At 65.9% G+C, this 24,799-nt stretch carries 19 protein-coding genes, 3 tRNA genes and 1 pseudogene; 9 read left to right on the top strand and 14 right to left on the bottom strand.

The features are described 5' to 3' along the window. Nucleotides 1-17 precede the first annotated feature (17 nt). Nucleotides 18-638: a trimeric intracellular cation channel family protein gene (locus DFR31_RS01195; RefSeq protein ID WP_121440837.1), complete on the top strand. Its 621-nt coding sequence runs from the start codon at nt 18-20 to the stop codon at nt 636-638. 37 nt (nt 639-675) lie between these two features. Here the strand turns inward: DFR31_RS01195 and DFR31_RS01190 are convergent, their stop codons facing one another. From DFR31_RS01190 to DFR31_RS01180, 3 genes are all read right to left on the bottom strand, one after another. Then, nucleotides 676-2,646 carry a transglycosylase SLT domain-containing protein gene (locus DFR31_RS01190; RefSeq protein WP_121440836.1) on the bottom strand — a complete coding sequence of 657 codons (1,971 nt, stop codon included), beginning with the start codon at nt 2,644-2,646 and terminating at the stop codon, nt 676-678. A 74-nt stretch (nt 2,647-2,720) separates the two neighbouring features. Beyond that, entirely contained in the window at nt 2,721-4,136 is a 1,416-nt protein-coding gene (locus tag DFR31_RS01185; RefSeq protein ID WP_121440835.1) for a sigma-54-dependent transcriptional regulator, read from the bottom strand. Nucleotides 4,137-4,140: 4 nt separating this feature from the next. After that, a complete protein-coding gene (locus DFR31_RS01180) occupies nt 4,141-5,631 on the bottom strand; it encodes a sensor histidine kinase (RefSeq protein ID WP_121440834.1) in 1,491 nt (496 codons plus the stop codon). Between the two features lie 215 nt (nt 5,632-5,846). Here DFR31_RS01180 and DFR31_RS01175 point away from each other — a divergent pair, with 215 nt between their 5' ends. The 5 genes from DFR31_RS01175 to DFR31_RS01155 all read left to right on the top strand — a co-directional run bounded on the left by DFR31_RS01175 (nt 5,847) and on the right by DFR31_RS01155 (nt 12,019). Beyond that, nucleotides 5,847-6,428: a DUF4168 domain-containing protein gene (locus tag DFR31_RS01175; RefSeq protein ID WP_170153559.1), complete on the top strand. Its 582-nt coding sequence runs from the start codon at nt 5,847-5,849 to the stop codon at nt 6,426-6,428. Nucleotides 6,429-6,565: 137 nt separating this feature from the next. Next, nucleotides 6,566-7,096, top strand: coding sequence for a bifunctional 3-hydroxydecanoyl-ACP dehydratase/trans-2-decenoyl-ACP isomerase (gene fabA, locus DFR31_RS01170; protein ID WP_121440832.1), 531 nt, complete (start codon nt 6,566-6,568; stop codon nt 7,094-7,096). A gap of 55 nt (nt 7,097-7,151) precedes the next feature. Further along, nucleotides 7,152-8,369, top strand: a complete 1,218-nt coding sequence (gene fabB, locus DFR31_RS01165; protein ID WP_121440831.1) for a beta-ketoacyl-ACP synthase I — start codon at nt 7,152-7,154, stop codon at nt 8,367-8,369. Nucleotides 8,370-8,569: 200 nt separating this feature from the next. Next, nucleotides 8,570-9,961: an oxygen-independent coproporphyrinogen III oxidase gene (hemN, locus tag DFR31_RS01160; RefSeq protein ID WP_121440830.1), complete on the top strand. Its 1,392-nt coding sequence runs from the start codon at nt 8,570-8,572 to the stop codon at nt 9,959-9,961. An 18-nt stretch (nt 9,962-9,979) separates the two neighbouring features. Next, complete coding sequence (locus DFR31_RS01155; protein ID WP_121440829.1) at nt 9,980-12,019, top strand: BCCT family transporter; 2,040 nt, start codon at nt 9,980-9,982, stop codon at nt 12,017-12,019. Between the two features lie 6 nt (nt 12,020-12,025). Here the strand turns inward: DFR31_RS01155 and DFR31_RS01150 are convergent, their stop codons facing one another. Beyond that, nucleotides 12,026-13,843 carry an ABC transporter transmembrane domain-containing protein gene (locus DFR31_RS01150; RefSeq protein ID WP_342767641.1) on the bottom strand — a complete coding sequence of 606 codons (1,818 nt, stop codon included), beginning with the start codon at nt 13,841-13,843 and terminating at the stop codon, nt 12,026-12,028. 167 nt (nt 13,844-14,010) lie between these two features. Between DFR31_RS01150 and DFR31_RS01145 the strand changes: the two genes are divergently transcribed. Further along, nucleotides 14,011-16,203, top strand: a complete 2,193-nt coding sequence (locus tag DFR31_RS01145; protein WP_147436916.1) for a HoxN/HupN/NixA family nickel/cobalt transporter — start codon at nt 14,011-14,013, stop codon at nt 16,201-16,203. Nucleotide 16,204: 1 nt separating this feature from the next. Then, nucleotides 16,205-17,076: pseudogene (locus tag DFR31_RS01140) on the top strand (SDR family NAD(P)-dependent oxidoreductase). Here the strand turns inward: DFR31_RS01140 and DFR31_RS01135 are convergent. The 9 genes from DFR31_RS01135 to DFR31_RS01095 form a co-directional block, all read right to left on the bottom strand. Next, nucleotides 17,069-17,698, bottom strand: a complete 630-nt coding sequence (locus tag DFR31_RS01135; RefSeq protein ID WP_121440827.1) for a MarC family protein — start codon at nt 17,696-17,698, stop codon at nt 17,069-17,071. The pseudogene DFR31_RS01140 and the gene DFR31_RS01135 overlap by 8 nt on opposite strands. Nucleotides 17,699-17,778: 80 nt before the next feature. After that, nucleotides 17,779-18,144 (bottom strand): hypothetical protein, encoded by a 366-nt coding sequence (locus tag DFR31_RS01130; RefSeq protein ID WP_121440826.1) that lies wholly within the window; start codon nt 18,142-18,144, stop codon nt 17,779-17,781. A gap of 30 nt (nt 18,145-18,174) precedes the next feature. Continuing rightward, nucleotides 18,175-18,260 (bottom strand) — tRNA-Leu (locus DFR31_RS01125). A gap of 53 nt (nt 18,261-18,313) precedes the next feature. After that, a tRNA-Cys gene (locus DFR31_RS01120) sits at nt 18,314-18,387 on the bottom strand. A 144-nt stretch (nt 18,388-18,531) separates the two neighbouring features. Continuing rightward, a tRNA-Gly gene (locus tag DFR31_RS01115) sits at nt 18,532-18,607 on the bottom strand. A gap of 98 nt (nt 18,608-18,705) precedes the next feature. Next, nucleotides 18,706-19,257: a CDP-diacylglycerol--glycerol-3-phosphate 3-phosphatidyltransferase gene (gene pgsA / locus DFR31_RS01110; RefSeq protein ID WP_121440825.1), complete on the bottom strand. Its 552-nt coding sequence runs from the start codon at nt 19,255-19,257 to the stop codon at nt 18,706-18,708. A gap of 4 nt (nt 19,258-19,261) precedes the next feature. Continuing rightward, on the bottom strand, nt 19,262-21,097 hold the full coding sequence (gene uvrC / locus DFR31_RS01105; protein ID WP_121440824.1) for an excinuclease ABC subunit UvrC: 1,836 nt from the start codon (nt 21,095-21,097) through the stop codon (nt 19,262-19,264). Beyond that, nucleotides 21,090-21,737: a uracil-DNA glycosylase gene (locus DFR31_RS01100; protein ID WP_425452490.1), complete on the bottom strand. Its 648-nt coding sequence runs from the start codon at nt 21,735-21,737 to the stop codon at nt 21,090-21,092. Before DFR31_RS01100 ends, uvrC begins: the two co-directional genes overlap by 8 nt. Then, nucleotides 21,734-22,366, bottom strand: coding sequence for a response regulator (locus DFR31_RS01095; protein ID WP_121442122.1), 633 nt, complete (start codon nt 22,364-22,366; stop codon nt 21,734-21,736). The genes DFR31_RS01100 and DFR31_RS01095 overlap by 4 nt, the downstream gene beginning before the upstream one ends. 96 nt (nt 22,367-22,462) lie before the next feature. Here DFR31_RS01095 and DFR31_RS01090 point away from each other — a divergent pair, with 96 nt between their 5' ends. Then, on the top strand, nt 22,463-23,284 hold the full coding sequence (locus DFR31_RS01090; RefSeq protein ID WP_121440822.1) for a RibD family protein: 822 nt from the start codon (nt 22,463-22,465) through the stop codon (nt 23,282-23,284). Nucleotides 23,285-23,311: 27 nt separating this feature from the next. Here the strand turns inward: DFR31_RS01090 and DFR31_RS01085 are convergent, their stop codons facing one another. Continuing rightward, a complete protein-coding gene (locus DFR31_RS01085) occupies nt 23,312-24,700 on the bottom strand; it encodes a class II fumarate hydratase (protein WP_121440821.1) in 1,389 nt (462 codons plus the stop codon). Nucleotides 24,701-24,799: the final 99 nt, after the last annotated feature.

The following is a 24,799-nucleotide window of genomic DNA, read 5'->3' as shown; positions in this document are numbered from 1 at the left end:
CAATGTGACCCGCTCTGATGGACGTCCCTTACATCTATTGGCTGGACCTGTTCGGTACCGCCGTATTCGCTATTTCGGGCGCGCTGGCTGCCGGCCGCAAAAACCTCGACCTCTTTGGCGTGATTGTGCTGGGCCTGGTGACGGCGGTGGGCGGAGGTACCCTGCGCGATGCCACCCTGGGCGCCACCCCGGTGTTCTGGGTGGTGGATCCGGTCTATATCATCGTGGCCAGCACCGCGGCACTGGTGACCGTGGTACTGGCCCGGCTGGACCGCATCCCACACGGCTTACTGGTGCGCGCGGACGCGTTGGGCCTGGCCACATTCACAGTAATCGGCGCGGACAAGGCGCTCAGCCTGGGGTTTTCGCCGGTGATTGCGCTGGTCACCGGGGTCATGACGGGCTGTTTCGGGGGCATGATCCGCGACCTGCTCTGCGGGGAGATTCCGCTGGTGCTGCAGAAGGAGATCTACGCCACCGCCGCACTCTTTGGCGCCGCGGTATACGTCGGGGCCTGGTTGAGCCCGGCACCCACCGCCGTGGCGATCTGGGGTGGATTGTTCGCGGCGTTGATCCTTCGGCTGGCCGCTATCCGCTGGCACCTGCAACTGCCGGTCTTCACTCACGAAGGCCGATAGCCGCCGGAGAAACCCGTGCGCCCAAGGGCGCACGCCGTCAGCGATCAAGGCTGGCGAAGTGGGTACCGCCGCGCATCTGGGTGGCCACCCGCACGGGCTCCCGCCCAAGCTGCCAGGAGAAGATACTGGTCCAGGCAAGCACATCCTTTACGTAGCCGCGGGTCTCGCGGAAGGTGATCCGCTCTACCCAGACGTCGGCGGGGGCATCCCCGGAGGCCTCCAGCCAGCGGTCCACGTGGCGTGGGCCTGCATTGTAGGCCGCGGCGGCGAGCACGGCGTTGCCCTCGTAGCGGTCCATCATCTCGGCCAGGTAGGCCGTTCCGATGCGCAAACTGGTATCCGGGTCGAGCAGGCTGTAGGTCGAGCCGAGCGGGCGGCCTTGGCGACGGGCCACCTCCCGACCCGTGCCCGGCATCACCTGCATCAGGCCCAGGGCACCGGCGTGGGAGCGGGCATCGGTCATGAAGGCGCTTTCCTTGCGGATGATGGCGAAAACAAACGCCGGGTCCAGGCCGGCCTGGCGGGCGTGGTGCTCGACCTGGTCCCGGAACGGCGTCGGGAAACGCAGGGCCACGTCGTGGTGCAACCCCGCATGGTGCGCCGTGAAGATGGCCCGGTCATGCCAGCCCCAGTCATGCGCCAGCTCTGCCGCCGCCTCGCGCTCCTCGGCCGTGGCCCCCGAGAGCTGTGCCTGCCACTCCCGGCGCGCCTCGGGCCACATGCCCAGCCGGAAGAACTCGTGCGCACGGGCGACCCCGGTCCTGGCCGCGAGCGCCTCTCGTTCCCGCTCGCTGCTGGCCGGCTGACGCGCGTCGGCGGGCATGGCATAGCCGTCCAGCGCGTGGTCGGCGGCCAGAAAGCCGTAATAGCTGCGGGTGTCCGCCAACCGTGAGAAGGCCTCGTTGGCTCCGTGTAGCTGACCCTGCGCCAAATCGGCGCGCGCAGCCCAGTAGCGCCACTTGTCCTGCTCCCGCAGCTCCGCGGGCAGGTCGGCGATAGCGCCCTCCAGCCCCTGCCAATCCTGGCGACCCAGCGCCACGCGGGCACGCCACAACCGCACCTCTTTATTGACCGCGGGGCGCTCCAGCTGCTCAAGGTAGCCCCAGGCCGTATCCCGGTGACTGTAGGCCGCCCGGAGGGCCACATGTCGGCGCAGGTCGTGCACCTGCTCCGCTTTCAGGTGCCCGGCGCGCGCATGGCGATCAAGCGCCTGCCAGGCTTTATCCGGGTCGCGCACCCCCAGCCGCCGCAGGCCGGCGGCCAGAATATCGCCACCCCGGGGATGGGAAAGATCCACGCCGGTCCCATCCAGCAGCCGTGTTGGGTCAGAGTGCAGCCGCTCCCAGGACCGGAAAAGCGCCCGCTCCTCGTCGCTGAGTAGTCGGCGCGCTACAAACCCGGCCAGCCCCACCTGGTCGTTATCCATCGCCTTCTCGATGCGCGCCCAGGCGTCGTCGCCGCGCAGGATGCCACGTTCGTACAACCGGTCGAACACCGGGTCGCAGGCATCCGGCTGGGAGTGCCCCACGGTCCAGAGCGCCCGGGCATCCCGCACCCAGTGCGTGTCCAGCCCGGCGGTCTGCGCCTGCGCCTCCAGGTAATGGCATTCCAACGTAGTGTTGGTCTGCTCCGGTTCGTAGGCCGCGATGAAGCCTTTCCAGTCCCGCTCCGCCGCCTTCTGCCGCAGCCAGGCATTGCGGAGGAACCGGTTTACCGGCAGGTCGTGCGCATCGAGAAAGCCTTGCACCTCGCTGGCACTGGCATCGCTCAGACGGTTACGGAGGTCACGGTAGTGAAGGTAAGGCAGAAGCGGATAATCAGCCAGCTGGTCGCTGATCTGGCCCATGTCCACCGGGCGATTGGCGGCGAGCCGTTCCCAACTCGCCTTGAAAAGCTCCCTTTCCGTTTTTTTGTCATCCGGGGCGGCAACCACCGCTCCGTTAACGCTTACCACCAGGGCCGAGAGCAACATGGCCCGCATCAGTCCCTTAAGCCGCCATCCTGCCATCTAGAGTCACCCACCCGTATGTGCCATGCGCCGATGGCCTGAGCATACACCGGGCGGGGGCGGCTGCAAACGGCTTAATCCTCCGTTTCCAGACGGCGGTAGAGGGTGCGTCTGCCGATATCCAGAATGGCCGCTGCGCGGCGCTTATTGCCATCCACCTGCTCCAGCACGAAGTCGATGTACCGGCGCTCCAGCTCTTGCATCGTGGGAAGGACCGGGCTGCCGGCGACCAGCTGCTGCAGCACCTGGTCGCCCCCGGCACTGGGGAGACCCCCGGCAGCCGTGCCCCGCCCCGCGCCGCCGCTCGCCCGCATGCGGGCAGGCAGATCTTCGACCTGGATTTCATTACCCTCGCAGAACGTGGTCGCCCGCTCGATGGCGTTCTCTAGCTCACGGATATTGCCGGGGTAGTCGTAGTTCACCAGCGCCTTCATGGCGGCGGTGCTGAATCCCTTTATCTTCCGGTCCAGACGGGCGGCAAAGCGGTTCAGGAACCGCATGGCCAGGAGTTCCACGTCCCCGTCACGCTCACGCAACGGCGGCACGTTGAGCGTGAACGTCTCCAGGCGGTAGAACAGGTCCTCGCGGAAGCTGCCCTCGGCCACGCGTTCCTCGATATCCCGGTGGGTGGCACAGACCACGCGCACGTCCACCGCGTAATCCTTCTGCCCGCCCACCGGGCGGATCACCCCGTCCTGAAGCACCCGCAACAGTTTGGCCTGAAGGGCCAGTGGCATCTCCCCGATCTCGTCGAGGAACAGCGTGCCGCCGTCCGCCTGGCGGAACAGCCCCTTGTGGGCCCGCTGCGCGCCCGTAAAGGCCCCCGCTTCATGCCCGAAGAACTCGCTCTCCAACAGCTCAGAGGGGATGCCGGCACAGTTGACCGCCTGGAAGGGCTCCCCGGAGCGCTCACTCTCCTGGTGGATGGCGCGGGCCACCAGCTCCTTGCCCGACCCGCTTTCCCCCAAGATCAGCACCGGACCCGTGCCCCGGGCCAGGCGCTTGATATGGTCGCAGAGAATCCGCATGGCGCGACTATTGCCGACCATGCCGTGGAACTCCGGCTCGTCCATCAGGCGCCGGAACCGCTGCACCTCGCCCCGCAGGCGGCGCGTCTCCAGCAGGCGGTGGACACAGAGCATCAAGTGCTCCAGGTCCAGGGGCTTGGTGAGGAACTCGTCGGCGCCCGCCTTCAGGGCATCCACGGCCTGATCAATGCTGCCGAAGGCCGTGATGATCAAGAAGGCCGGCGGGGCATGGAGGCCGCGCGCTTCTGCCAGCAGCTCCATGCCGTCAGCGCCGGGCAGGCGCAGATCGCTGACCACCAGGTCCGGCTCCCATTCCACCAATAGCGGTGCAGCCTGTTCGGCATCCGCCACGGCCTTGACCTGGGCTTCGCTGTCCTCGAACTCCTCGGCCAGCAGCTCCCTCAAGCCCTCGTCGTCCTCAACGAGGAGAATACGCTGGGATGCAATCGATGAAGCGCTCATCGGCTTACTCCTTGGTGTTATCCGGATTTGCGAGCGGCACCTGCAAGACGAAGCAGGCGCCACCGAGCTCTGCGCTCTCCTCCACCCGCACCTCACCGCCGTGTTCCTGGGCAATGCCGTGCACCACCGCCAGCCCCAGGCCGGTGCCCTCGCCCACCGGCTTGGTGGTGTAAAACGGTTCGAACAGCCGGGCGCGGGCCTCCGGGTCCACACCGGGGCCGTCATCCTCCACCCGGAGCGCGACACTCTCCCCGGTCTCTATCCAACTGATCCGAACGTGGCCGGAGCGGACGGCATGCACGGCGTTCTGCAGCAGGTTACCCAAGGCCTGTTCCAGGCGGATCGGGTGACCAAACACCTTCACATGAGGGTCTCCGGATCCCGCGACCTCGAAATGAACATCGCGGGCCGCTGGCGCCTCCTGCTGCGCATGCACAACCCGAAGCACCAGATCACGCAGTAGCAGGGGGCGCCGCTCGCCGTTGGAGGGCCGACCGAAGTCGAGCAACTGCTTGACGATCTGGCTCATCCGGTCCACTTCGCACCGGATACGACGGAAAGCCTTCACCGCCCGGGGCGAAAGGTCCGGGTCGCGCAGCCCGCGTTGACTCTGACCGTCAATGACGCTCAGCGGCGTGCCCAGTTCGTGCGCAACGCCGGCAGACAGCCGGCCGAGGGCGGCGAGCCGTTTCGAGTGCTCCAACTCGCGCTCCAGGGCCTGCTCGCGATTCGTGCGTTCCAGCAGCTCCTGTTCCGCCGTCTGCACACTGTCCAGCATCTCGTTGAAAGTCCAGGACAACTGCCTCAGCTCGCGGGGGCCGTCCTCACGGGCGCGGTGCTGGCGGTCGCCGCGCCCGACCTGGCTCATGCTCTCCGCCAAGCGCGATACATGCCTCCCGATCGCCGCCCGGTGGCCCACCAATACCAATCCGCTGACAATGAGCGTGGTCAGTAGCGCTCCCAGCACCACCTGTCGCTGAATCTCGCCCACGTAATCGGCAAAATCGCTCTCCCGGCGGGTGACCTGTAACAGGCCGCTGATCCGCCCCCCGGTATCCAGCAGCGGGACAAAGTAGGAGTAGACCTGCTGCCCCTTGATCAGCTCGTACTCACCGGTGTCCCGGCCCTCTTCGGCCAGTCCCTGCAGCCGCTCCCGCTCCGCCAGCGACGGTTTCACGGCGCCCACCGCCGCCACCTGCTGACCATCCCGGTCATAGACGTACGCACCGTAGACCCGCCCGATGGTGAACACCGACTCAAGCGCCTGGCGAACCGCCTCGTCCTCGCCCTCCTCCAGGCTGTGGCTGACGGGCAGCCGGATCGCCCGGGCGATCAATTGCACGTCCTCCTCCAGGCGCTCCTCCAGGCTGGACTCCAGCGCCTTCACCCCGATCCAGGTTGCTGCCGCCGTAAGGAGCGCTAGAGGCACCAGCACCTGGAAGATGAGTGCCAGGCGCAGGCTGTAGACCCGGGAAAGCAATCGTTTCAGCGGCATAAACCTTGTCCCTTATGACACATGTGCCAGTACGACACACGATTTGCCACTTCGGTTCCCGAACAGCTGCCCGCCCGCAACCCATCGGGCCTGCTTTTTTGCACTTTCCGGTCAGTCACTTATGCACGCCCCCCGAATCAAGTCGCCACTTGGCAGGGTGCTTGCAAGACTTAGGCCGGAACGCTATTCGAGCCAGACTTATACAGGAGGCCTCAATGAAGCTTCGCAAGATTGCCCCGACCCTGACCGTCTTCTCCTCCCTGCTCCTCGCCTCCGGCATGGCCGTCGGCCAGACCGGCATGCAGGATGATCCGCAGGGGATGGACCAGCAGCAGGAAATGGAGCAGCAGCAACAGCAGCAGCCCGGCGGCATGGACGAACAGCAGCAGGGCGGCATGGAGCAGCAGCAAGGCGGCATGGAGCAGCAGCAACAGGAGGGCATGGACCAGCAGCAGGACCAGATGGGTCAGGAGCAACAACAGGACCCGGGCATGCAGCAGGACCCGGCCATGGGTGCTGGTGCTCCCGAGCACGACTTTGACGACGACAGCCTGGAGCAGTTCGCTGACGCCTACATCGATATCACCGAGATCCAAGAGGACTACACTCAGCGGCTGGAGGGTACTGAGGATCCGGACGAGGCGCGGAACCTGCAGCAGGAGGCCAACGACGAGATGGTGGACGCCATCGAAAACCACGGCCTGAGCGTCCCGGAGTACTCCGAGATTGCCACCGCTCTGGACACCGACCCGGAGCTGCGCGATGAACTGGCCGGCATGATCCAGGAGCGCCGCTGAACCAGCGCTTCCTGGCGACCAGCCCATGCCGTGTTCCCCGTGGAGGGGGACACGGCTTTTTTGTACGTGTAGTATGGCCTTTTTGCCCGATGGCGTAGGATATGCACCGAGCCGCCACATGACCACAGGTAGGGAGAATGACAAGGCAAGAAAGCTATAATTACGACGAGTTGCTGCTCAGCGGGCACGGACGACTGTTTGGCCCGGGCAACCCGCAACTGCCCGCGCCGAACATGCTGATGTTCCACCGCATCACGCACATTAGTGATCAGGGCGGGGCCTATGACAAGGGCCAGATCAGCGCGGAGCTCGATCTCGATCCGGATCTCTGGTTCTTCCGCTGCCATTTCCCGGGGGATCCGGTCATGCCCGGGTGTCTGGGGCTGGACGCCCTTTGGCAACTCGTGGGCTTCTACCTGGGCTGGATCGGCGGCACAGGGAAGGGGCGCGCCCTCGGCTGCGGGGAGGTGAAGTTCTCCGGCCAGATTCTCCCGGAGCACGAAAAGGTCACCTACGAGATCGCTTTCAAGCGCGTCATTAACCGTCGCCTGGTCATGGGGATTGCCGATGGTTGGGTGTCCGTGGATGGTGAGCAGATCTACACGGCCAAGGACCTGAAGGTGGGGCTGTTTCAGGATCCGGGCGACCTCAGCAAAGGCCGGGGTTAACCTGCTACGGGTTGTAAGTTTCAATAACCACTGATTCAGTTTCGAGGAGTCTACCGTGCGTCGAGTAGTCGTCACTGGAATGGGCATTGTCTCCTGCATCGGCACCGACCAGAGCTCGGTGACTGAGGCCTTGCGTAACGGCAGTTCGGGCATCAAATTCAAGCCGGAATACGAGGAGGTCGGTCTACGCAGCCTGGTGGCCGGGTCCGTGGATATCGATCTGTCCGATCATATACCGCGCAAATCGCTCCGATTCATGGGCGATGCCGCGGCCTTCTCCTACATCGCCATGGAACAGGCCATGCAGGACGCCGGCCTGAGCGCTGAGGCGGTCTCCAGCCCCCGGGTTGGTTTGATCGCCGGCTCCGGCGGCGCCTCCACCGCCAACGTGGTGCAGGCCGCCGAGACCCTCAAGAACCGGGGTGTGCGCAAGATCGGGCCCTACGGTGTCACCCGCACCATGGGCAGCACCGTATCCGCCTGTCTGGCGACCCCTTTCAAGATCAAGGGCCTCAACTACTCCATCACCTCCGCCTGCGCCACCAGCGCTCACTGCATCGGCTCCGCCATGGAGCAGATTCAGCTCGGCAAGCAGGACATGATTTTCGCCGGCGGTGGCGAGGAGGAGCACTGGTCCCTGAGCATGCTGTTCGACGGCATGGGCGCCCTGTCCACCAAGTACAACGACACCCCCGAGAAGGCGTCCCGCACCTACGATGCGGACCGGGATGGCTTCGTCATTGCCGGTGGTGGCGGCATGCTCGTGATCGAGGCGCTGGATCACGCCCTGGCCCGCGGCGCCAAGATCTACGGCGAACTGGTGGGTTACGGCGCCACCTCCGACGGGTACGACATGGTGGCCCCCTCCGGCGAAGGTGCCGCGCGCTGCATGCGCCAGGCGCTGGAGACCGTCGACAGCCCGATCGACTACGTCAATGCCCACGGCACTAGCACGCCGGTGGGCGACCTCGCGGAGCTGAAGGCCATGCGCGAGGTCTTCGGCGAGGACATCCCGCCGGTCAGTGCCACCAAGTCGCTCACCGGACACTCTCTGGGGGCGGCCGGTGTACAGGAGGCCATCTACTCGTTGCTGATGCTCAAGGAAGGCTTCATCTCCCCCTCGATCAACATCGAGAACATCGACCCGGAGGCCAAGGACGTGCCTATCGTCACCGAGGCTCGTGATGGGGTCACCCTGAACACGGTCATGTCCAACAGCTTCGGTTTCGGTGGTACCAATTCCACCCTGATCTTCCGCCGCTACAACGACTGACCGATTCCATCCACCGGGCGGGAGCCCGGGCGGAATTGATCGAAGGCAGGTATGCCGGCAACGCATACCTGCCTTTTTGTTTTTTCAGAAACTCTCATGACCTGAATCAAGACGTAACGGTAACGGGTCCCTTATTTTGAACGCTTATAGCTACAGCGCTCCGCGCTGTGACACCAACTCCCGGCATTGTGCGATTCGTCATGGACCAAACACTGCAATTTGACCCGGCCATGCTGGCCAAATACAACGTCAGCGGCCCCCGGTACACCTCGTACCCCACGGCACCGCAGTTCCACGAGGGGTTTGACGACCAGGCCTACGCCGAAGTTGCCGCACGAAGCAACGAGGACCCGATCCCGCGGCCGCTGTCGCTCTACGTCCACGTCCCCTTCTGTGACACGGTCTGCTTCTACTGCGCCTGCAACAAGATCATCACCGGAAACTACGCCCGCGCAGGCAAGTACCTGGACTACCTCGAAAAAGAGGTGGCGTTGCAGGGCCAGCTGTTTGACAGCGACCGCCGGGTGGAGCAGCTGCACTTCGGCGGCGGCACGCCGACCTACCTGAATGACGAAGACCTGGTCCGGGTCATGGAAATGCTCTCCCGCCACTTCTCCCTGGAGAAGGGCCCGGAGCGCGAGTTCTCGATAGAGATCGATCCGCGTGCGGTCCGCGACACCACCATTGAGCTGCTGGCTGAACTCGGGTTTAACCGCATCAGTGTCGGCGTCCAGGACTTTGACCCGGATGTGCAGAAGGCCGTCAACCGCATCCAGCCCTACGAAACCACGGCCCGCGTCATCAAGAAGGCCCGCAGTTGCGGTTTCCGTTCCACTAACATGGACCTGATTTACGGGCTGCCCCTGCAGACGGTGGAGACCTACGCCCGGACCCTGGACCGGACGCTGGAACTGCGGCCCGAGCGCATCGCCATTTACAACTACGCCCACCTGCCCCACCTGTTCAAGGTGCAACGGCAGATCCGCGACGGCGACCTGCCGGGACCGGACGAAAAGCTCGCCATCCTGGAGCAGACCATCAACCGGCTCACCGAGGCCGGGTATGTTTACATCGGCATGGATCATTTTGCCCTGCCGGACGACGAACTGGCCCGCGCCCAGCGCGCCGGCACGCTGCACCGAAACTTCCAGGGGTACTCCACCCGCGCGGAGTGCGATCTGGTGGGTCTCGGCGTCACCTCCATCGGCAAGGTGGGCGAGACCTACAGCCAGAACCTGCGCGATATCGATGCCTACTACGAGCGACTGGATGCCGGGCGGCTGCCGGTGTTCCGCGGTGTTGAGCTCACCACCGACGACCAGCTGCGTCGGGACGTGATCACCGAGATCATGTGCCACTCCCGGGTGGACTTCCGCGAGGTGGAACAGCGCTACGACATCGTCTTCCATAACTATTTCCGGGATGCCCTGGAACGCCTGCAAGGCATGCAGGCCGATGGCCTGGTTCGCATCGAGGGCAATACCCTGCAGGTTGAGCCCCGTGGGCGTCTGCTACTGCGCCACGTGGCCATGGCCTTCGATGCCTATCTGCATGCCGACAAGGGCGACACCCGCTACAGTAAGGTCATCTGATCGCGCGCCGGGGGCGCCATGAATCCGCGGGTCTTTCTCCCCTCTGCGGGCATCGTGCTGGCGCTGGTCATCAGCGGTGCCGTGTGGACCGAGCCCGTTGGGCGGGCGATGGAGCAACTGAATCGGGTGCTGATCCACCAGTTCGGTTGGGTCTATACCATCGCCGTCGCGGCACTCCTGGTCTTCGTACTGGCGGTATTGCTGCACCCGCGCTTCCGGCGCCTTCGGCTCGGTCCCCAGGATTCACAGCCTGAGTACACCTATCTCTCTTGGTTTGCCATGCTGTTTTCGGCCGGCATGGGCATCGGGCTGTTGTTCTACGGGGTGGCCGAGCCGCTGCTGCACTACCTGGAGCCGCCGCACGGTGAAGGCGGCACGCCGGCGGCAGCCAATGAGTCAATGCGGCTCACCTTCTATCATTGGGGGCTGCATCCCTGGGCCGTGTACATCGTGGTCGCGCTGGCCCTGGCGTTTTTCTCCTACCGTCACGACCTGCCCCTGTCCCTGCGCTCCGCGCTCTACCCGCTGATCGGCGAACGCATCAACGGCGCTGCCGGGGATGTCATGGACAGCCTTGCGGTGATCGGGACAGTCCTCGGGGTGGCCACCTCGCTGGGGCTGGGCGTCATGCAGGTGAACGCCGGGCTGGCCCAGGTAGACCTGCTGGCCATCTCGACCCGCAATCAGGTCATCCTGATCGCGGTGATCATGGGGATTGCCACGATCTCGGTGCTCAGCGGCCTGAACAATGGCATCCGCCTCCTCTCCCGGGCCAACCTCTTCCTCGGCACCCTGCTGATGCTGTTCGTCTTCGCCTTCGGTCCGACGGTGATGGTCCTGTACGGGCTGCTCCAGACCGTGGGCAGCTACGTCCAGGGACTGATCGAGCTGACCCTGCGCACCGATGTCTTTCGCGGGCAGGACTGGCAGGCGGGCTGGACGCTGTTCTACTGGGCCTGGTGGATCTCGTGGTGCCCCTTCGTCGGCATGTTCATCGCCCGGGTCTCCCGTGGCCGCACCGTCGGCGAGTTCATCCTCGGGACCCTGCTGGTACCCACCGGGTTCACCTTTCTCTGGATGAGCATTTTCGGCATCTCCGCCCTGCAACTGGAGATGCAGGCGGGGCAGCTGGGGGCGATCGTCCAGGCGGACAACTCCCGGGCGCTGTTCGCCATGCTGGAGTCCATGCCGGTGGCCGCTATCACGATCCCGTTGGCCACCGCCGTGATCGTCGGCTACTTCGTCACCTCCGCGGACTCGGGGGCGCTGGTCATGAACATCCTCTCCTCTGGAGGCAACCCGAATCCCCCGCTATTGCAGAAGCTCTTCTGGAGCGTGCTGACGGGGGCGGCCGCCGCGGTGCTCCTCCTCGCCGGCGGTCTCCAGGCCCTGCAGACCGCCACCCTGACTGCCGCCCTCCCCCTCTCCATCGTCCTGCTGTTGATAGCATGGGGGCTGTGGACCGCACTGCGCGTCGACGCGGCCCAGGAACAGCAGATCAGCCGGATGCCCGAACCAAGGCTGGACTGGCTGGCCCGCTACCTGCGCGAGAGGCGCCAGCGGGAACGCCCGGTGGGGGAAGGCCCGGGGCTGCGTGCACCGGGGCGCTGGCTCCAACTCTGGCCCCGGCCGGTTCGCCACTGGCTGATCAGGCGGGAACGCTTCAAGGACCGGGCGCGCGCCACCGAGGTACTGGATGAGGCCGAGGCCGAGCTGGAGCAGTGCATGGACGAGATGGTCATGCCGGCACTCAAGGCGGTGCAGGCAGCGCTGGCCGAAGAGGGCCACCCGGTGCGCGCCGAGCGCACGCGCCAGGGTGCCCGCCTCTGCCTGGTGCGGGACCAGCAGGAACTGCCGATCTACGTGGTGGAGGGACGGCTCTACCAGCGTCCCTCGTTCGCGTTCCCGGCACTGCACGGACGCCCCGAGCGGCCACGCCGAAGCACGGTGCATGTCACCAGTGACGGCCTGGCACGGGAGTGGGACGTGGCCCACTGCGACCCGGATACGCTGTACAACGATGCCCTGCGTGAGTGCCGCAAGTGGCTGGCCTGGTAGCGCGACTCAACCCCGACTGTCCGGAAACTGCAACGCCGCCAGGTGGGCATAGAGTGGGCTGCTCCGTAGCAGCTCCGTGTGGGTGCCCTGGGCCTGAAGCCGCCCATCCTGCATCACCAGGATGCGGTCGGCTGCAGTCACCGTGGCCAGCCGGTGAGCGATGACCAGACTGGTCCGGTCGCGCATCAATTGCTCCAGTGCCACTTGGATTCGCGACTCGCTCTCCGCATCCAGGTTGCTTGTTGCCTCGTCCAGAAGCAGCAGTGCCGGGTCCCGCAGAATCGCTCGGGCAATCGCGATACGCTGGCGCTGCCCCCCCGAGAGCTGGACGCCGCCGGGCCCCAGGGGCGTCTCCAGCCCTTGGGGCAAGGCGGATAGAAAGGACATGCAGTGCGCGGCCTCCGCCGCCTTCACGATCGCCTCATCGTCCGCGTCCTCCCGCCCGTAACGGATGTTCTCCCAGGCGGTACCGGTGAACAGCGTGGTCTCCTGGGCTACCAGCCCGATGGCGCTGCGCACATCCGCCGGGTCCAACTCGCGGAGGTCGATATCATCCAGACACACCCGACCCCGGTCCGGATCATAGAAGCGCAGGAGTAGCGCGAACAGCGTGCTTTTCCCCGCGCCCGAGGGGCCGACCAGTGCAACGCGCTCGCCGGGTTCGATGTGCAGATCAACCCCTGAGAGCACCGGGCGTTCGGGGCGCCCCGGATAGGCGAAGCCTACCTCTTCAAGCCGGATTGCCCCGCGGACGGGGCGCGGCAGCTTCTGCGCCCGCGCCGGCGCCCGGATCTGAGGGCGGCTGTTGAGCAGTTCCGTGAGGCGCTCGGTGGCACCAGCGGCGCGGAACAGCTCCCCGGAAACTTCGGATACCGCACCGGTCGCGCCGGCGGCGAGCACGGCGTAAAAGACGAACGCGGCCAACTCTCCGGCAGTCATCCGCCCGGCCAGCACATCGTGCCCACCCTGCCAGAGGATCAGCCCCACGGCGCTGAAAGCCAGTATCAGCGCCATCCCGACCAACCAGGCCCGTTGCCGCACCCGCAGCACCGCCGTGTCAAAGGCGTGATCTACATGCCGGCGGAACCGCTGCCGGTCCACCGCCTCGTGGCAAAAAGCCTGGACGGTGCGTATCCCGTGCAGCGTCTCGCCCGCAAAACTGCCCACGTCGGCTACGCGATCCTGGCTGGCGCGGGAGAGCCGTCGCACCCGCCGGCCGAAGAAAACCACCGGCCCAAGCACCAGTGGCAGGGTAGCCAGCACCAGGCCGGTCAGCCGAGGGCTGGTGATAAACAGCAACACCAGGGCACCGATCAGCAGCAACCCATTGCGCACGGCAATCGAAAAGGAGGCGCCCAGTATGGTCTGTAAAACGCTGGTGTCGGTGGTCAACCGCGACTGGATCTCGCCAACCCCGTTGAGTTCGAAAAACGAGGGGGGCTGACGGGTGACGTGGTCGAACACCGCCTGGCGCAGGTCCGCCGCCACCCGTTCGCCGATCCAGGAAACCAGGTAGAACCGCAGCGCGGATGCCACGGCGAGCAGCAGAATGACCCCCATGGTCACCAGCAACAGCAGGTTGAGCTGCGCCGGGTCATCATCGAGAAAGCCGCGATCCACCACCAGGCGCAGCGTCTGACCGAGCGCCAGTACGCTGCCGGCCGCCACCAGTAAAGCCATCACGGCCAGCCAGAACCGCACCCGATGCCTCGCCAGGAAGCGCCAGAGGACTCTGAGCGCCCACATCCGTCCCTGTTCGGACGGCGCCTGGGTGATCAGGCCCGCAGGCACCGGCCGCTCGCCCTTGTCCTCGCGCGTGCTCATCGCCGTCAGCATAACCGAAACGGGGAGCCCCGGGGACCGTCGAATCCGGCGGCCGGGGTGGCAGCGAGGCGGTTGGCCGATGCAGACTAAGGACCTGCAGCAGGCTGGCTGCGGCCTATACGGCTCGCCGGTGGCACCGTACTCCATTCTTGATCGTCGAGGTCGCTGTGCGCGAACGCATCACGCTGTTCCTGATCATCGCCGTCCTGCTGTTTGGCGGGTACTACGCCTACAACCATTATGCGGCAGGCCTCTATTACCTGGCCGGGCAGTACGACCGAATGATGAACCCGTACGGCACCGACCCGGATGCCCCCGAGCCCACGGCAGCGGACCGGCATCTGCACCAGTCCATGTTCATCGTTGACCTGCATGCCGACACCCTCAAGTGGGAACGCGATCTGCTGGAGCGCTCCATGTTCGGGCACGCGGACGTACCCCGTCTGCGCGAAGGCAATGTCGCCCTGCAGGGCTTTACCATCGTGACCAAGAGCCCCCTGCGAATGCCCTGGAGCGACTCCCTGAGCGCTCGCAGCCCCGACACCAACACCCTGCTCTCCTTTCTGCAAGGGCGGCCCATGTTCAGCCTCCGGGAGCGCGCCTACTACCAGATCGACCGCTATCACGACGCCGTGGCCCGTGCCCGGGCCGGCGAGGGTGAGGGCACCGAACTCCGTCTGATCCTGGACTTTGCAGACCTGGAGGCGCTGGTCGCCGACCGCGAGGCGGGCAAGGACGTGATCGGCGGGTTTCTCGGCATTGAGGGGGGACACTGGATAGGCGGCACCGGCAGCAGCCGCGCCGATGTCGAGGAGGAGATCCAGGCGCTGTTCGACGCGGGGGTGCGCATGTTTGCCCCCACCCACCGCTTTGACAACGCCCTGTCCGGCTCCAATGAGGGCTACGCACGCTACGGTTTGACCGAGCACGGCCGTATTGCACTGGCAAAGGCCGAATCGCTCGGGATCACCGTCGATCTTGCGCACATCTCGAGCGACGGGCTGAGCGATGCCGGGGATTTGCTGGATCAGCCTTTCGTGATCTCCCACACCGGGGTGCGCGCCAACTGCGAACCACCCTGCCGCCCCGACCGCAACCTCAGTGACGACGATATCCGCGTCGTTCTGGCCAACGATGGGGTCGTCGGGGTGGGCTACTGGCCCCAAGCCATCGGCCCCAGTGTCTGGCGCATTGCCGACACCATGGCGCACATCATGCAGCTGGGGCGGGACGCCGGCCTTTCCGACCCGAGCCGCCACGTGGCCCTGGGGTCGGACTACGACGGGTCGGTCACCCCTCTGATCGAGGTCAGCAATCTGGATGTCCTCACGGCGGTCCTGCGTCAGCGCCCGGACCCCTTCACCGAGCAGGATGTCCGGAACATCGCCGGACAGAACGCCTGCCGGGTGTTGGCTACCAACCTGCCCGGAGGGAGTGCCGAGAGGGCGGAGGACCTTTGCGCAAACCTGCGGGCCACCGAACGCGATCCGGCCGCGGCCACCGCTGGCCGCGCCGGCCTGGCCGGAGCGGAATCGCCGGCGCCTGCCCGGGCCCATACGGGCTGGCTGGTCACGGACCTGATCGGGTGGCTGGCGCGCACCCAGTCCGAGATGAACCACAGCCTCCGGGGGCAGTTACAGGCAGCCTCCCAGTCCGGGGCGGCGGCCCCCATCATCATCCTCATCGGGTTTCTATACGGCCTGTTTCACGCGGCCGGGCCCGGCCACGGCAAGGTGGTGATCAGTGCCTGGTACCTGGCGAACCCGGGCCGGTGGCCTTCGGCGTTGCTCGCCAGTTCCGGCATCGCCCTGCTCCAGGCCCTCTCAGCCATCGTGACCGTGACGCTGATCCTTTGGGTGCTGGGGAGCACCGTGACACGCCTGCTGGATCAGGCTGCGGCCATTGAGGCCATAGCGTACGGCCTGCTCGCCTTGCTCGGCCTGACACTGCTGGCACGCGCCATTATCGGCGGTGTGCGCTCACCCTGCTGCCACGGTGATAAGCCGCCGACCGCCGGACGCGGTCTGCTGGCCATGGTGGTCGCCGTGGGCGTACGGCCCTGCTCCGGTGCCCTGGGCCTACTGCTTTTCACCCTCGCGGTCGGGTTGTTCCCCGTCGGTATCGCCGCTACTCTGGCCATGGCGTTGGGCACCGCGCTCACCCTGAGCTTCTTTGCAACGGGCAGTCAGTGGCTGCGCGGGGCCACCGTTGCGTCCGTGACCCGCAGCCGCTGGGGCGACCTGCTTGCCCGTCACGCCCACACCGTCCGCGCGCTGGTCCAGGGCACCGGCGGGTTGATCATCGCCACCACCGGCACCCTGATGCTCATGGCGGCGGTGCTGCGCATGGGGGTGCTGTGAGATGACCCAAGACCTTGCGCCAGCGCCACGCAGCATCCTGATCACCGGCTGCTCCAGCGGCATCGGCTTGGCGGCCACCACCACCCTGCGTGCGCGGGGGTGGCGGGTGTTCGCGACCGCCCGCCAGGCAACGGACGTGGCGCGCCTCCGCGAACAAGGGTTCGAGGCGGTAACACTCGACCTGGATGATGACGCCAGCATCGAGGGTGCGCTGGCGTGGGTTCTCGCCCGTACCGGCGGTGGTCTGGACGCGCTGTTCAACAATGGTGCCTATGGCCAACCCGGCGCCGTCGAGGACCTGACTCGCGCGGTCTTGCGGGCTCAGTTGGAAACCAATCTGCTCGGCACCCATGAGCTGACCCGGCGCGTCATCCCGGTGATGCGGGCGCAGGGCCACGGGCGTATCGTGCAGAACAGCTCCGTGCTGGGGTTTGCCGCGCTGCCCTACCGCGGCGCTTACGTCTGTTCCAAGTTCGCGTTGGAGGGGTTAACGGATACCCTGCGCCAGGAGCTGACCGGCACCGGGATTCACATCAGCCTGATCGAGCCCGGGCCGATCACGAGCCGCTTCCGGGAGAATGCGCACGCGGCGTTTCGACGCCATATCAACCTGGAGCGAAGCGCCCATGCCGAGACGTACCGCGCGGTGGAGGCCCGGCTGGCCGGTCAGGGCGCTGGCACGCCGTTTACCCTGGAGGCCGACGCGGTCGTCCGCAAACTGATCCACGCCCTGGAGGCCCCCACCCCCGGCCCCGGTACTACGTGACGCTGCCGACCTGGCTGTTTGGGGTCTTGCGGCGCGTGCTATCCACCCGCTGGATGGACCGCCTGCTGTTGAGAGCCACGCGGGGCGAACGCCGGCCGCTCAATTAAGCAAACCGCTGTCCGCCAGCCCGTCGAAGATAAACTGGATGGCCAGCGCGCATAGGAGCACACCGAAGACACGGGTCAGCACGTGGGCCCCCGTGGTCCCCAGGAAACGCTGAATCTGCACTGCAATAAGCAGGCAGGCCAGCATCAGCGCCAATACCGTGAGCAGGGCCGCCAGCACTACCCCTTGCGCGGCCCAGTCATCCCCCGCCCGCCCCATCATCAGTACGGCGGCCCCCATGGCCCCGGGCCCGGCAATCAAGGGGGTGGCCAGGGGAAAAACCGAGATATCCTGCCGGCTCATGGCCTCGCGGGTCTCCTCCTCAGTGGCCGAGACCCCACCCGACATGCGGGCGAAGACCATGTCGATGGCGATCAACAGGAGCAGGATACCCCCCGCGGTCTGCAGCGCGGGGAAGCTGATACCCAACCAACTCAGAGTCGCTTCACCAAAGAACAGGATGGGCAGCAGCATGCACGTGGCCAGCAGGGTACCCCGGATGGCCATGCGCCGCCGCTGGCTCATGCCCAGGTGGGCGGTCAGCGCGGCGTAGACGAATGCCACATCCACCGGTCCGATGGTGATGAAGAAGGTCGCGAAGGCAACCGTTGCCAGTTCCAGCACGTGCTTACCCCTGCAGCCCTGGCGTCACCGGGACCAGCCTGAAGCCCGCCACCCCGATGCGCCTGATTATAGCGGCCGATTCAGAGCAGGCCGCTGAAGACCTGTCGGCAGTTCGCCTCGGGACCCTCCAGGATGCGATCACCCACCGCCACGTAACGTATACGTTGCACCAGGCCATCCACCACATGGACATGCAGTTGGCAACTGTAGCTGGTGTCATCGAAGATCGCCCGACGGCTCGGTACGGTCCCCGACCAGCGCCAGACTGTCTCACCCTCAGTCAGCTCGGTTCGGCCCGTCGGCTCGCCCAGGGCCTCCACCAGGTCGTTTACTGGTTGCCCGAGCCAGGCGTTGGTCTGGGCCTCAAACGCACCCACGCGCCCCCCGGCACAGCCAACCAGCAGGAGAAGCATGAACAGGGAGAGGAAAGCGGGGCTTAATCGCATGGGACAATCAGGGCCTAAGCGATCGGGGGATGGTGCCCGGAGCCGGACTTGAACCGGCACGGCTAAAAGCCGGGGGATTTTAAGTCCCCTGCGTCTACCAATTCCGCCATCCGGGCGGGCGCAGCCCTTTGGGGAGGGCCCCGGGGCCGGAGAGTCGAGTAGGAGAAGATGGAGGCTAGGCCCGGAATCGAACCGAGGTACACGGCTTTGCAGGCCGCTGCATCACCACTCTGCCACCTAGCCTTTGCGGAGCAAATAATATCAGCCCGGGGGCCAAATTGCGAGCCCCGCCGGGCGGGGCCGCCTGGCCCCACCCCGCTGCGGTGAAGCGGGTTTCCGGGGGCCATAACGAGAGAAGCCCCGGTCTGGCCGGGGCTTCCTGATGCTTGGAGCGGGAAACGAGACTCGAACTCGCGACCCCAACCTTGGCAAGGTTGTGCTCTACCAACTGAGCTATTCCCGCTGCGTTGTGGGTGCGTATTGTACAGCCTTAAGAAACCGTGTCAACCCTTGTTGTGGGCCGTTTCGGCTTTGCCAGGGCTGGCTGCGGCTTCTGCCGGCTTACGCCAATTGCTCCCAGGCGGCCCTCAAATACAGCGCCATGGAGTATACCGTCAGGGCCGCCGCCACGTAAAGTAGCACAACCCCGATATCGAACAGCGGGATCGGCCCCAGGGACTGCCCGTACAACAACATGATGATAGCGGCCATCTGCGCCGTGGTTTTTACCTTCCCGGCCATGCTCACGGCCACGCTCGCCTGCGCACCCAGGTTAGCCATCCACTCCCGGAGGGCCGAAACGGCGATCTCACGGCCGATAATGATGCTGGCCGGCACAGCCAGCCAGGGCCCCGGGTTAACCGCCACCAGGGCTACCAACGCCACCGCCACCATCAACTTGTCCGCCACCGGGTCCAGGAAGGCGCCGAAGGCGGAGGTCTGCCCGAGCCGCCGCGCCAGGTAACCGTCGAGCCAATCGGTGATGGCCGCTGCACTGAACACCACCACCGCAAGCACATTCAGCCAGGGCGCGGGAAGCAGAAAGCAGAGCCCCAGCACCGGGATCAGCGCGATGCGGAACAGGGTGAGCGCGTTGGGCCAATTCAACTGCATGGTTTTATCCAGACTCTCCGTGATAATGATCGTAAACCTTCTCGGCCAATGCCCGACTGATCCCGGGTGTCCGGGCCAGGTCCTCGACACCTGCGCGGGCGATCGCCTTCACGCCGCCGAAATGCCGCAACAGGGCCTGCCGCCGTTTCGGCCCCAACCCGGGGATATCCTCCAGCGCCGACCGACTGCGCGCCTTGCCCCGCTGGTTGCGATGGCCCGCTATGGCGAAACGGTGTGCTTCGTCCCGCACCTGCTGCAGCAGTTGCAGTGCCGGCGAGTCCGGGCCCAGGGTCACGCTCCGCCCAGCTTCATCCGATAGTATCAGGGTCTCCTCGCCGGGCCGTCGTTCCGGCCCCTTGGCGATGCCCAGCAGGTAAACATCGTCCACCTGCAATTCTTCCAGCACCGCCTCGGCCTGGGCCACCTGTCCCTTCCCGCCATCGATCAGCAGGATATCGGGGAGTATGCCCTCACCCTTTTTCAGGCGTTGGTACCGACGGCTCAGCGCCTGCCGCATGGCCGCATAGTCATCTCCCGGGGTGATACCACGAATATTGAAGCGGCGATAGTCGGACTTCAGCGGTCCCTCCTGGTTGAAAACCACGCAGGAGGCCACCGTGGCCTCGCCCCGGGTATGGCTGATATCGAAGCACTCGATGCGCTCCGGCAGGGCCGGCAGCGCCAGCTCATCCTGCAGCGCCTCCAGCCGGTGCAGCGCCATGGCCTGACTGGAAGCGCGCGCGGAGAGCGCATGGCGGGCATTGGTTAGCGCCATATCGAGCCACCGGCGGCGCTCCTTGCGTACCGAGTGAGTGACCCGGACCTTGTGGCCGGACTCCCGCGACAACGCCTCGGCCAGCAGCGCCCGCTCCTGAATCGGGTGGCTGAGCACCAGTTCCGGCGGGGATTTACGGCCGATGTAATAGCGTGCAAGGAAGGCGGCCACCACCTCCGTCTCGTCCGAGCCCTCGGGGATTTTCGGGAAGAACACCTTGTTGCCCAGGTTCCGGCCCTGCCGGAAGAAAAAGACCGTGACACAGGCGGTCACGCCGTCAGAGACACAGGCGACCACGTCCAGGTCCCCCTTCTCGCCGATGATGTACTGGCGCTCCTGCACTACCTGCAGGGCCTGAATCCGATCGCGGTAGTGCGCGGCCTCCTCGAACGCCAGGCGCTCGGAGGCCGCCTCCATGCGTTCGCCCAATTCCTCCACCACCTGGCTGGACTTGCCCTCCAGGAAGAGCACCGCGTGGCGGACATCCTCTTCGTAGTCCTCGCGACTGATGTAACCGACACAGGGCGCGGTGCAGCGCTTGATCTGGTACTGCAAGCAGGGCCGGGAGCGGTTGGCGAAAAAGGTGTCGCGGCACTGGCGGATCAAAAAGACCTTCTGCAGGGTATTCAGGGTCTCGCGCACGGCGCCACCGCTGGGGAAGGGCCCGAACCAGCGCCCCGGCCCCTTGCGCGCACCCCGGTGGAAACTGAGCCGCGGGAATTCCTGGTGGGAGGAGAGATAGATCCAGGGGTAGGATTTATCGTCCCGCAGCAGCACGTTGTAGCGCGGCCGCAGCTCCTTGATCAGGTTGTTCTCCAGGATCAGCGCCTCCGCCTCGGTGTGCGTGACGGTGATCTGGACATCCTCCACCTGGGTGAGCATGAGCTCGATGCGCGCCGACTTCTGAGAACGGTTGAAGTAGCTGGAGACCCGTTTTTTCAGGTTGCGCGCCTTGCCGACGTACAGCACCTCACCCGACCCGCTCACCATGCGGTAGACGCCCGGCCGCTGGGTCAGGTTGCGGACAAAGGCCTTGGGGTCGAAGGGCGCGGTGGTGTCAGTCATGGTCCGCGATCAGACTGCGGGCGCGCTGAAACACCGCCGAAAACATCTCCGGGGTCAGGCGCCGCGTCTGGGTGTTGTACCGGCTGCAATGGTAACTGTCGAGCAGCTTCAGCCCGCCGGGCAGGGCGTGCTCGGCGCCATGGCCGAAGGGCCAGGCCGCCAGTTTCTCTCCCAGCGCCAGCAGCACGGCCTCGTGGGCGACCCGGCCCAGCGCCAACACCACGCCCCCCTCCCCCACGGACTCCAGCTCATGGCGCAGGTAGGGCAGGCAGTTACGCACCTCCTGGCGAGTCGGTTTGTTCGCGGGTGGCAGGCAGCGTACCGCGTTGGTGATCCGGCAGCCGATAAGCGCCAGTCCGTCGTCCGGGTGCTCGCCCCGGGGCTGATTGGCAAATCCCGTGTTGTATAACGTCTGGTAAAGCAGGATACCCGCATGGTCACCGGTGAAGGGCCGACCGCTGGCATTGGCGCCATGCATACCCGGCGCCAGGCCGACGACCAGCAGCCGGCCGTCCGGATCGCCGAAAGAAGGCACCGGCCGGGCGTGGTAGTCGGGGTTAGACTCAGCCACCTCGTCGAGGAAGCCGGCCAGGCGCGGGCAGCGCCGGCAGTCGGGGTCAAAGGGCTGGGTGCAGCTCAAAATCCTTCCACAATTCCGTTTCTTATGGCCAGATGTGCAAGTTCCACGTCACTATTGGCGCCCAGCTTCTCGTAAAGCCGGTGCCGAAAGGTACTCACGGTCTTGCCCGAAACGCACAGGCTCTCCGCGATCTCGCGGGAGGTGCTGCCCTGGGCGATCATCAACAGGACCTGGAACTCGCGTTTCGTGAGATGGGTGAATAGATCATTGCTCCCGGTGCCGTTGAGCGCCAGGGCGTGGGCGGCGGCCCCGCAGACGTAGGGCCGGCCGGCGGCTACAGTCCGGATAGCGTCAAGGATCTCCTGTTCCGAGCAGTCCTTGTTCAGAAAGCCACGCGCTCCGACCTTCAGCACCCGAGTCGGGAAGGGCCCCGACTCATGCATGGTGAGCACAACCACCTTCACGTCAGGCACGCAGGCGAGCATCCTGCGCGTGGACTCGAGCCCGCCCATACCGGGCATATTCAGATCCATCAGCACCACGTCGGGACGGAAGGAGCGGGTCAACTCCAGGGCGTCCTCGCCGCTACCGGCTTCGCCAACCACCTCGATATCGGGCACCGCCTCCAGGATGCGCCGCACGCCGGTGCGCACCAGGCGGTGATCGTCCACGAGGAGTACGTCTATCATCATCCATCTCCAGCCGAAGCGTGGAACAGTATACTCTGGTTTTCGGTCGGCTATCAGGCCCCCAACCCAGACAGCGCACGGAGCTTCTGCAGATTGATGACGGACAGGCTGATTCCCTTATACCCCCCCACCCATCCGGAACCGGTCCAACTGACCCACCTTTACCGGGACCTGCCGCTGCCCGTCGGCGAAGGGCTGTTTGTCTACGGCAACTTCGTCACCAGCATGGACGGACGCATTGCCCTCGGTGACGGCCTGCCCGCCCAGGCAGTGCCCGGGACCATTGCCAACCCCCGGGACTGGCGCCTTTTCCAGGAGCTCGCCGCGCGGGCTGACATCCTGATCAGCAGCGGGCGCTATTTTCGCGACCTTAAAGCCGGTCGCGCGCAGGATATCCTGCCCCTGGGGCATGATTTCACGGACCTGGTGAAATGGCGGGATCAGCAGGGCCAAGCGCCGCAACCCGACGTGGTAGTGATGAGCGCCAGCCTGGACTTCCAGCTGCCGGCACTGCTCCTGGAACAGGGCCGGCGGGTCTGGGTCGCGACAGTGAGCAGTGCACCGGCCGAGGGCCGGGCCCGCCTTGAACGGCAGGGCGGCCGGTTGCTCGACTGCGGCCCCGGGCCCCGGGTGGACGCCCGATTGATGATGCAGCGGCTGGCCGAGCAGGGCTACCGCCGCGCCTACTCGGTGACCGGTCCCTGGGTCATGCACGAACTGCTGCGCGCCGGCGTGCTGGACACGCTCTTTCTGACCCACCGGTTACGCATCACCGGGGGCGCGGACTACGCCACCATTACCGAAGGGCCGTTACTGGACCCACCGGCCGATTTTGACCTGGCGCATCTTTACTTCGACCCGGAGGGGGATGGCCGTGCGGGCCAACTGTTCGCCCGCTACGATCGGCAAGCCGGCTGATCCGGTGCCCCACCGGGCCACGGGCGGCTATTTCTGGATGCCGCCCCGCGTCAACGCGGCCGGGTCCAGCAGCCGCTGCAGGTCCGCCTCCGAGAGGTCGGTGTGCTCTCGCGCCACCTCCAGGATGGAACGCCCCTCCCGGTAAGCCGTCTTGGCGATCTCCGCGCCCTTTTCGTAGCCGATCACGGCATTCAGGGCGGTGACCAGGATGGGGTTGCGGTCCAACGCCTCGGCGATACGCGCCTCGTTGACGGTGAAGCCGGCAATCGCCTTGTCGCCCAGAAGTCGGCTGGCATTGGCCAGCAGCCCGATACTTTGCAGCAGGTTGTACCCCACCACCGGCAACATGACGTTGAGCTGGAAGGTGCCCGACTGCCCGGCCACCGTGAGCGTGGTGTCATTACCCATCACCTGGGCACAGACCATGGCCACCGACTCCGGGACCACTGGATTCACCTTGCCCGGCATGATGGAACTGCCCGGCTGCAACGCCGGCAGTGCGATCTCACCCAGGCCGGCCAGTGGGCCGCTGTTCATCCAGCGCAGGTCGTTGGCGACCTTCATCAGGCTCACGGCCAGGGTGCGCAGCTGGCCATGCATCTCCACCGCGGCGTCCTGACTGGACAGGGCCTCGAAGCGATCGGAGCAGGCGGTAAAGGGCACCCCGGTTCGCTCGCCGATCAGCGCGGCAACCCGGGCGCCAAACCCCGGTTCGGCGTTGATGCCGGTGCCCACGGCGGTCCCACCCTGGGCCAGCGCCTCGAGCCGCGGCAGACTGCTCCGGACGCGCTCAGCCCCCTGCCCCACCTGCGTCGCCCAGCCCCCCAACTCCTGGGCAAAGCTCACCGGCATGGCATCCATCAGGTGGGTGCGGCCAGTCTTGACCTGCGCCTGCAGGCTATCGGCCTTGTCGCGGGTCACCTTCTCCAGGTGCACCAGCGCGGGCAATAACTGCTCGTGCAGTGCCAGGCAGGCGCTGACGTGGATGGCGGTGGGGATCACGTCGTTGCTGCTCTGGCCCATGTTGACGTGATCGTTCGGATGCACCGGCTGCCCCAGGCGCTCGCTGGCGAGCCGGGCAATCACCTCGTTGGCGTTCATGTTACTGCTGGTGCCGGAGCCGGTCTGGAAGACATCCACCGGAAACTGCCCGTCGTGATCGCCCTGCTCCACCTCGCGTGCGGCCTCGGCAATGGCCTCGGCAATGTCCGGGGCCAACAGGCCAAGCTCGCAGTTGGCGCGGGCCGCGGCACCCTTGATCAGGCCCAAGGCGCGGATGAAGCTCCGGGGCATACACAGCCCACTGACCGGGAAGTTCTCCACCGCACGCTGGGTCTGTGCGCCCCAGAGTGCTGACTCCGGCACATGCAACTCGCCCATGCTGTCCTTCTCGATGCGGAAACCCTGCTTGCTCATCTGTGCAACCTCCCGCTGACAGGTCGGGGCCGGCACCGGGCCGGCCGCCTGGATTGACTGCCTACCAGTGTAGGCCTGTACGCCACCCTGTTGGCGGGC

The sequence above is a fragment of the Alkalispirillum mobile genome (assembly GCF_003664325.1).
In the GTDB taxonomy this organism is placed as follows: Bacteria; Pseudomonadota; Gammaproteobacteria; order Nitrococcales; family Halorhodospiraceae; genus Alkalilimnicola; species Alkalilimnicola mobilis.
This window is presented reverse-complemented; position numbering and strand designations above follow the sequence as displayed.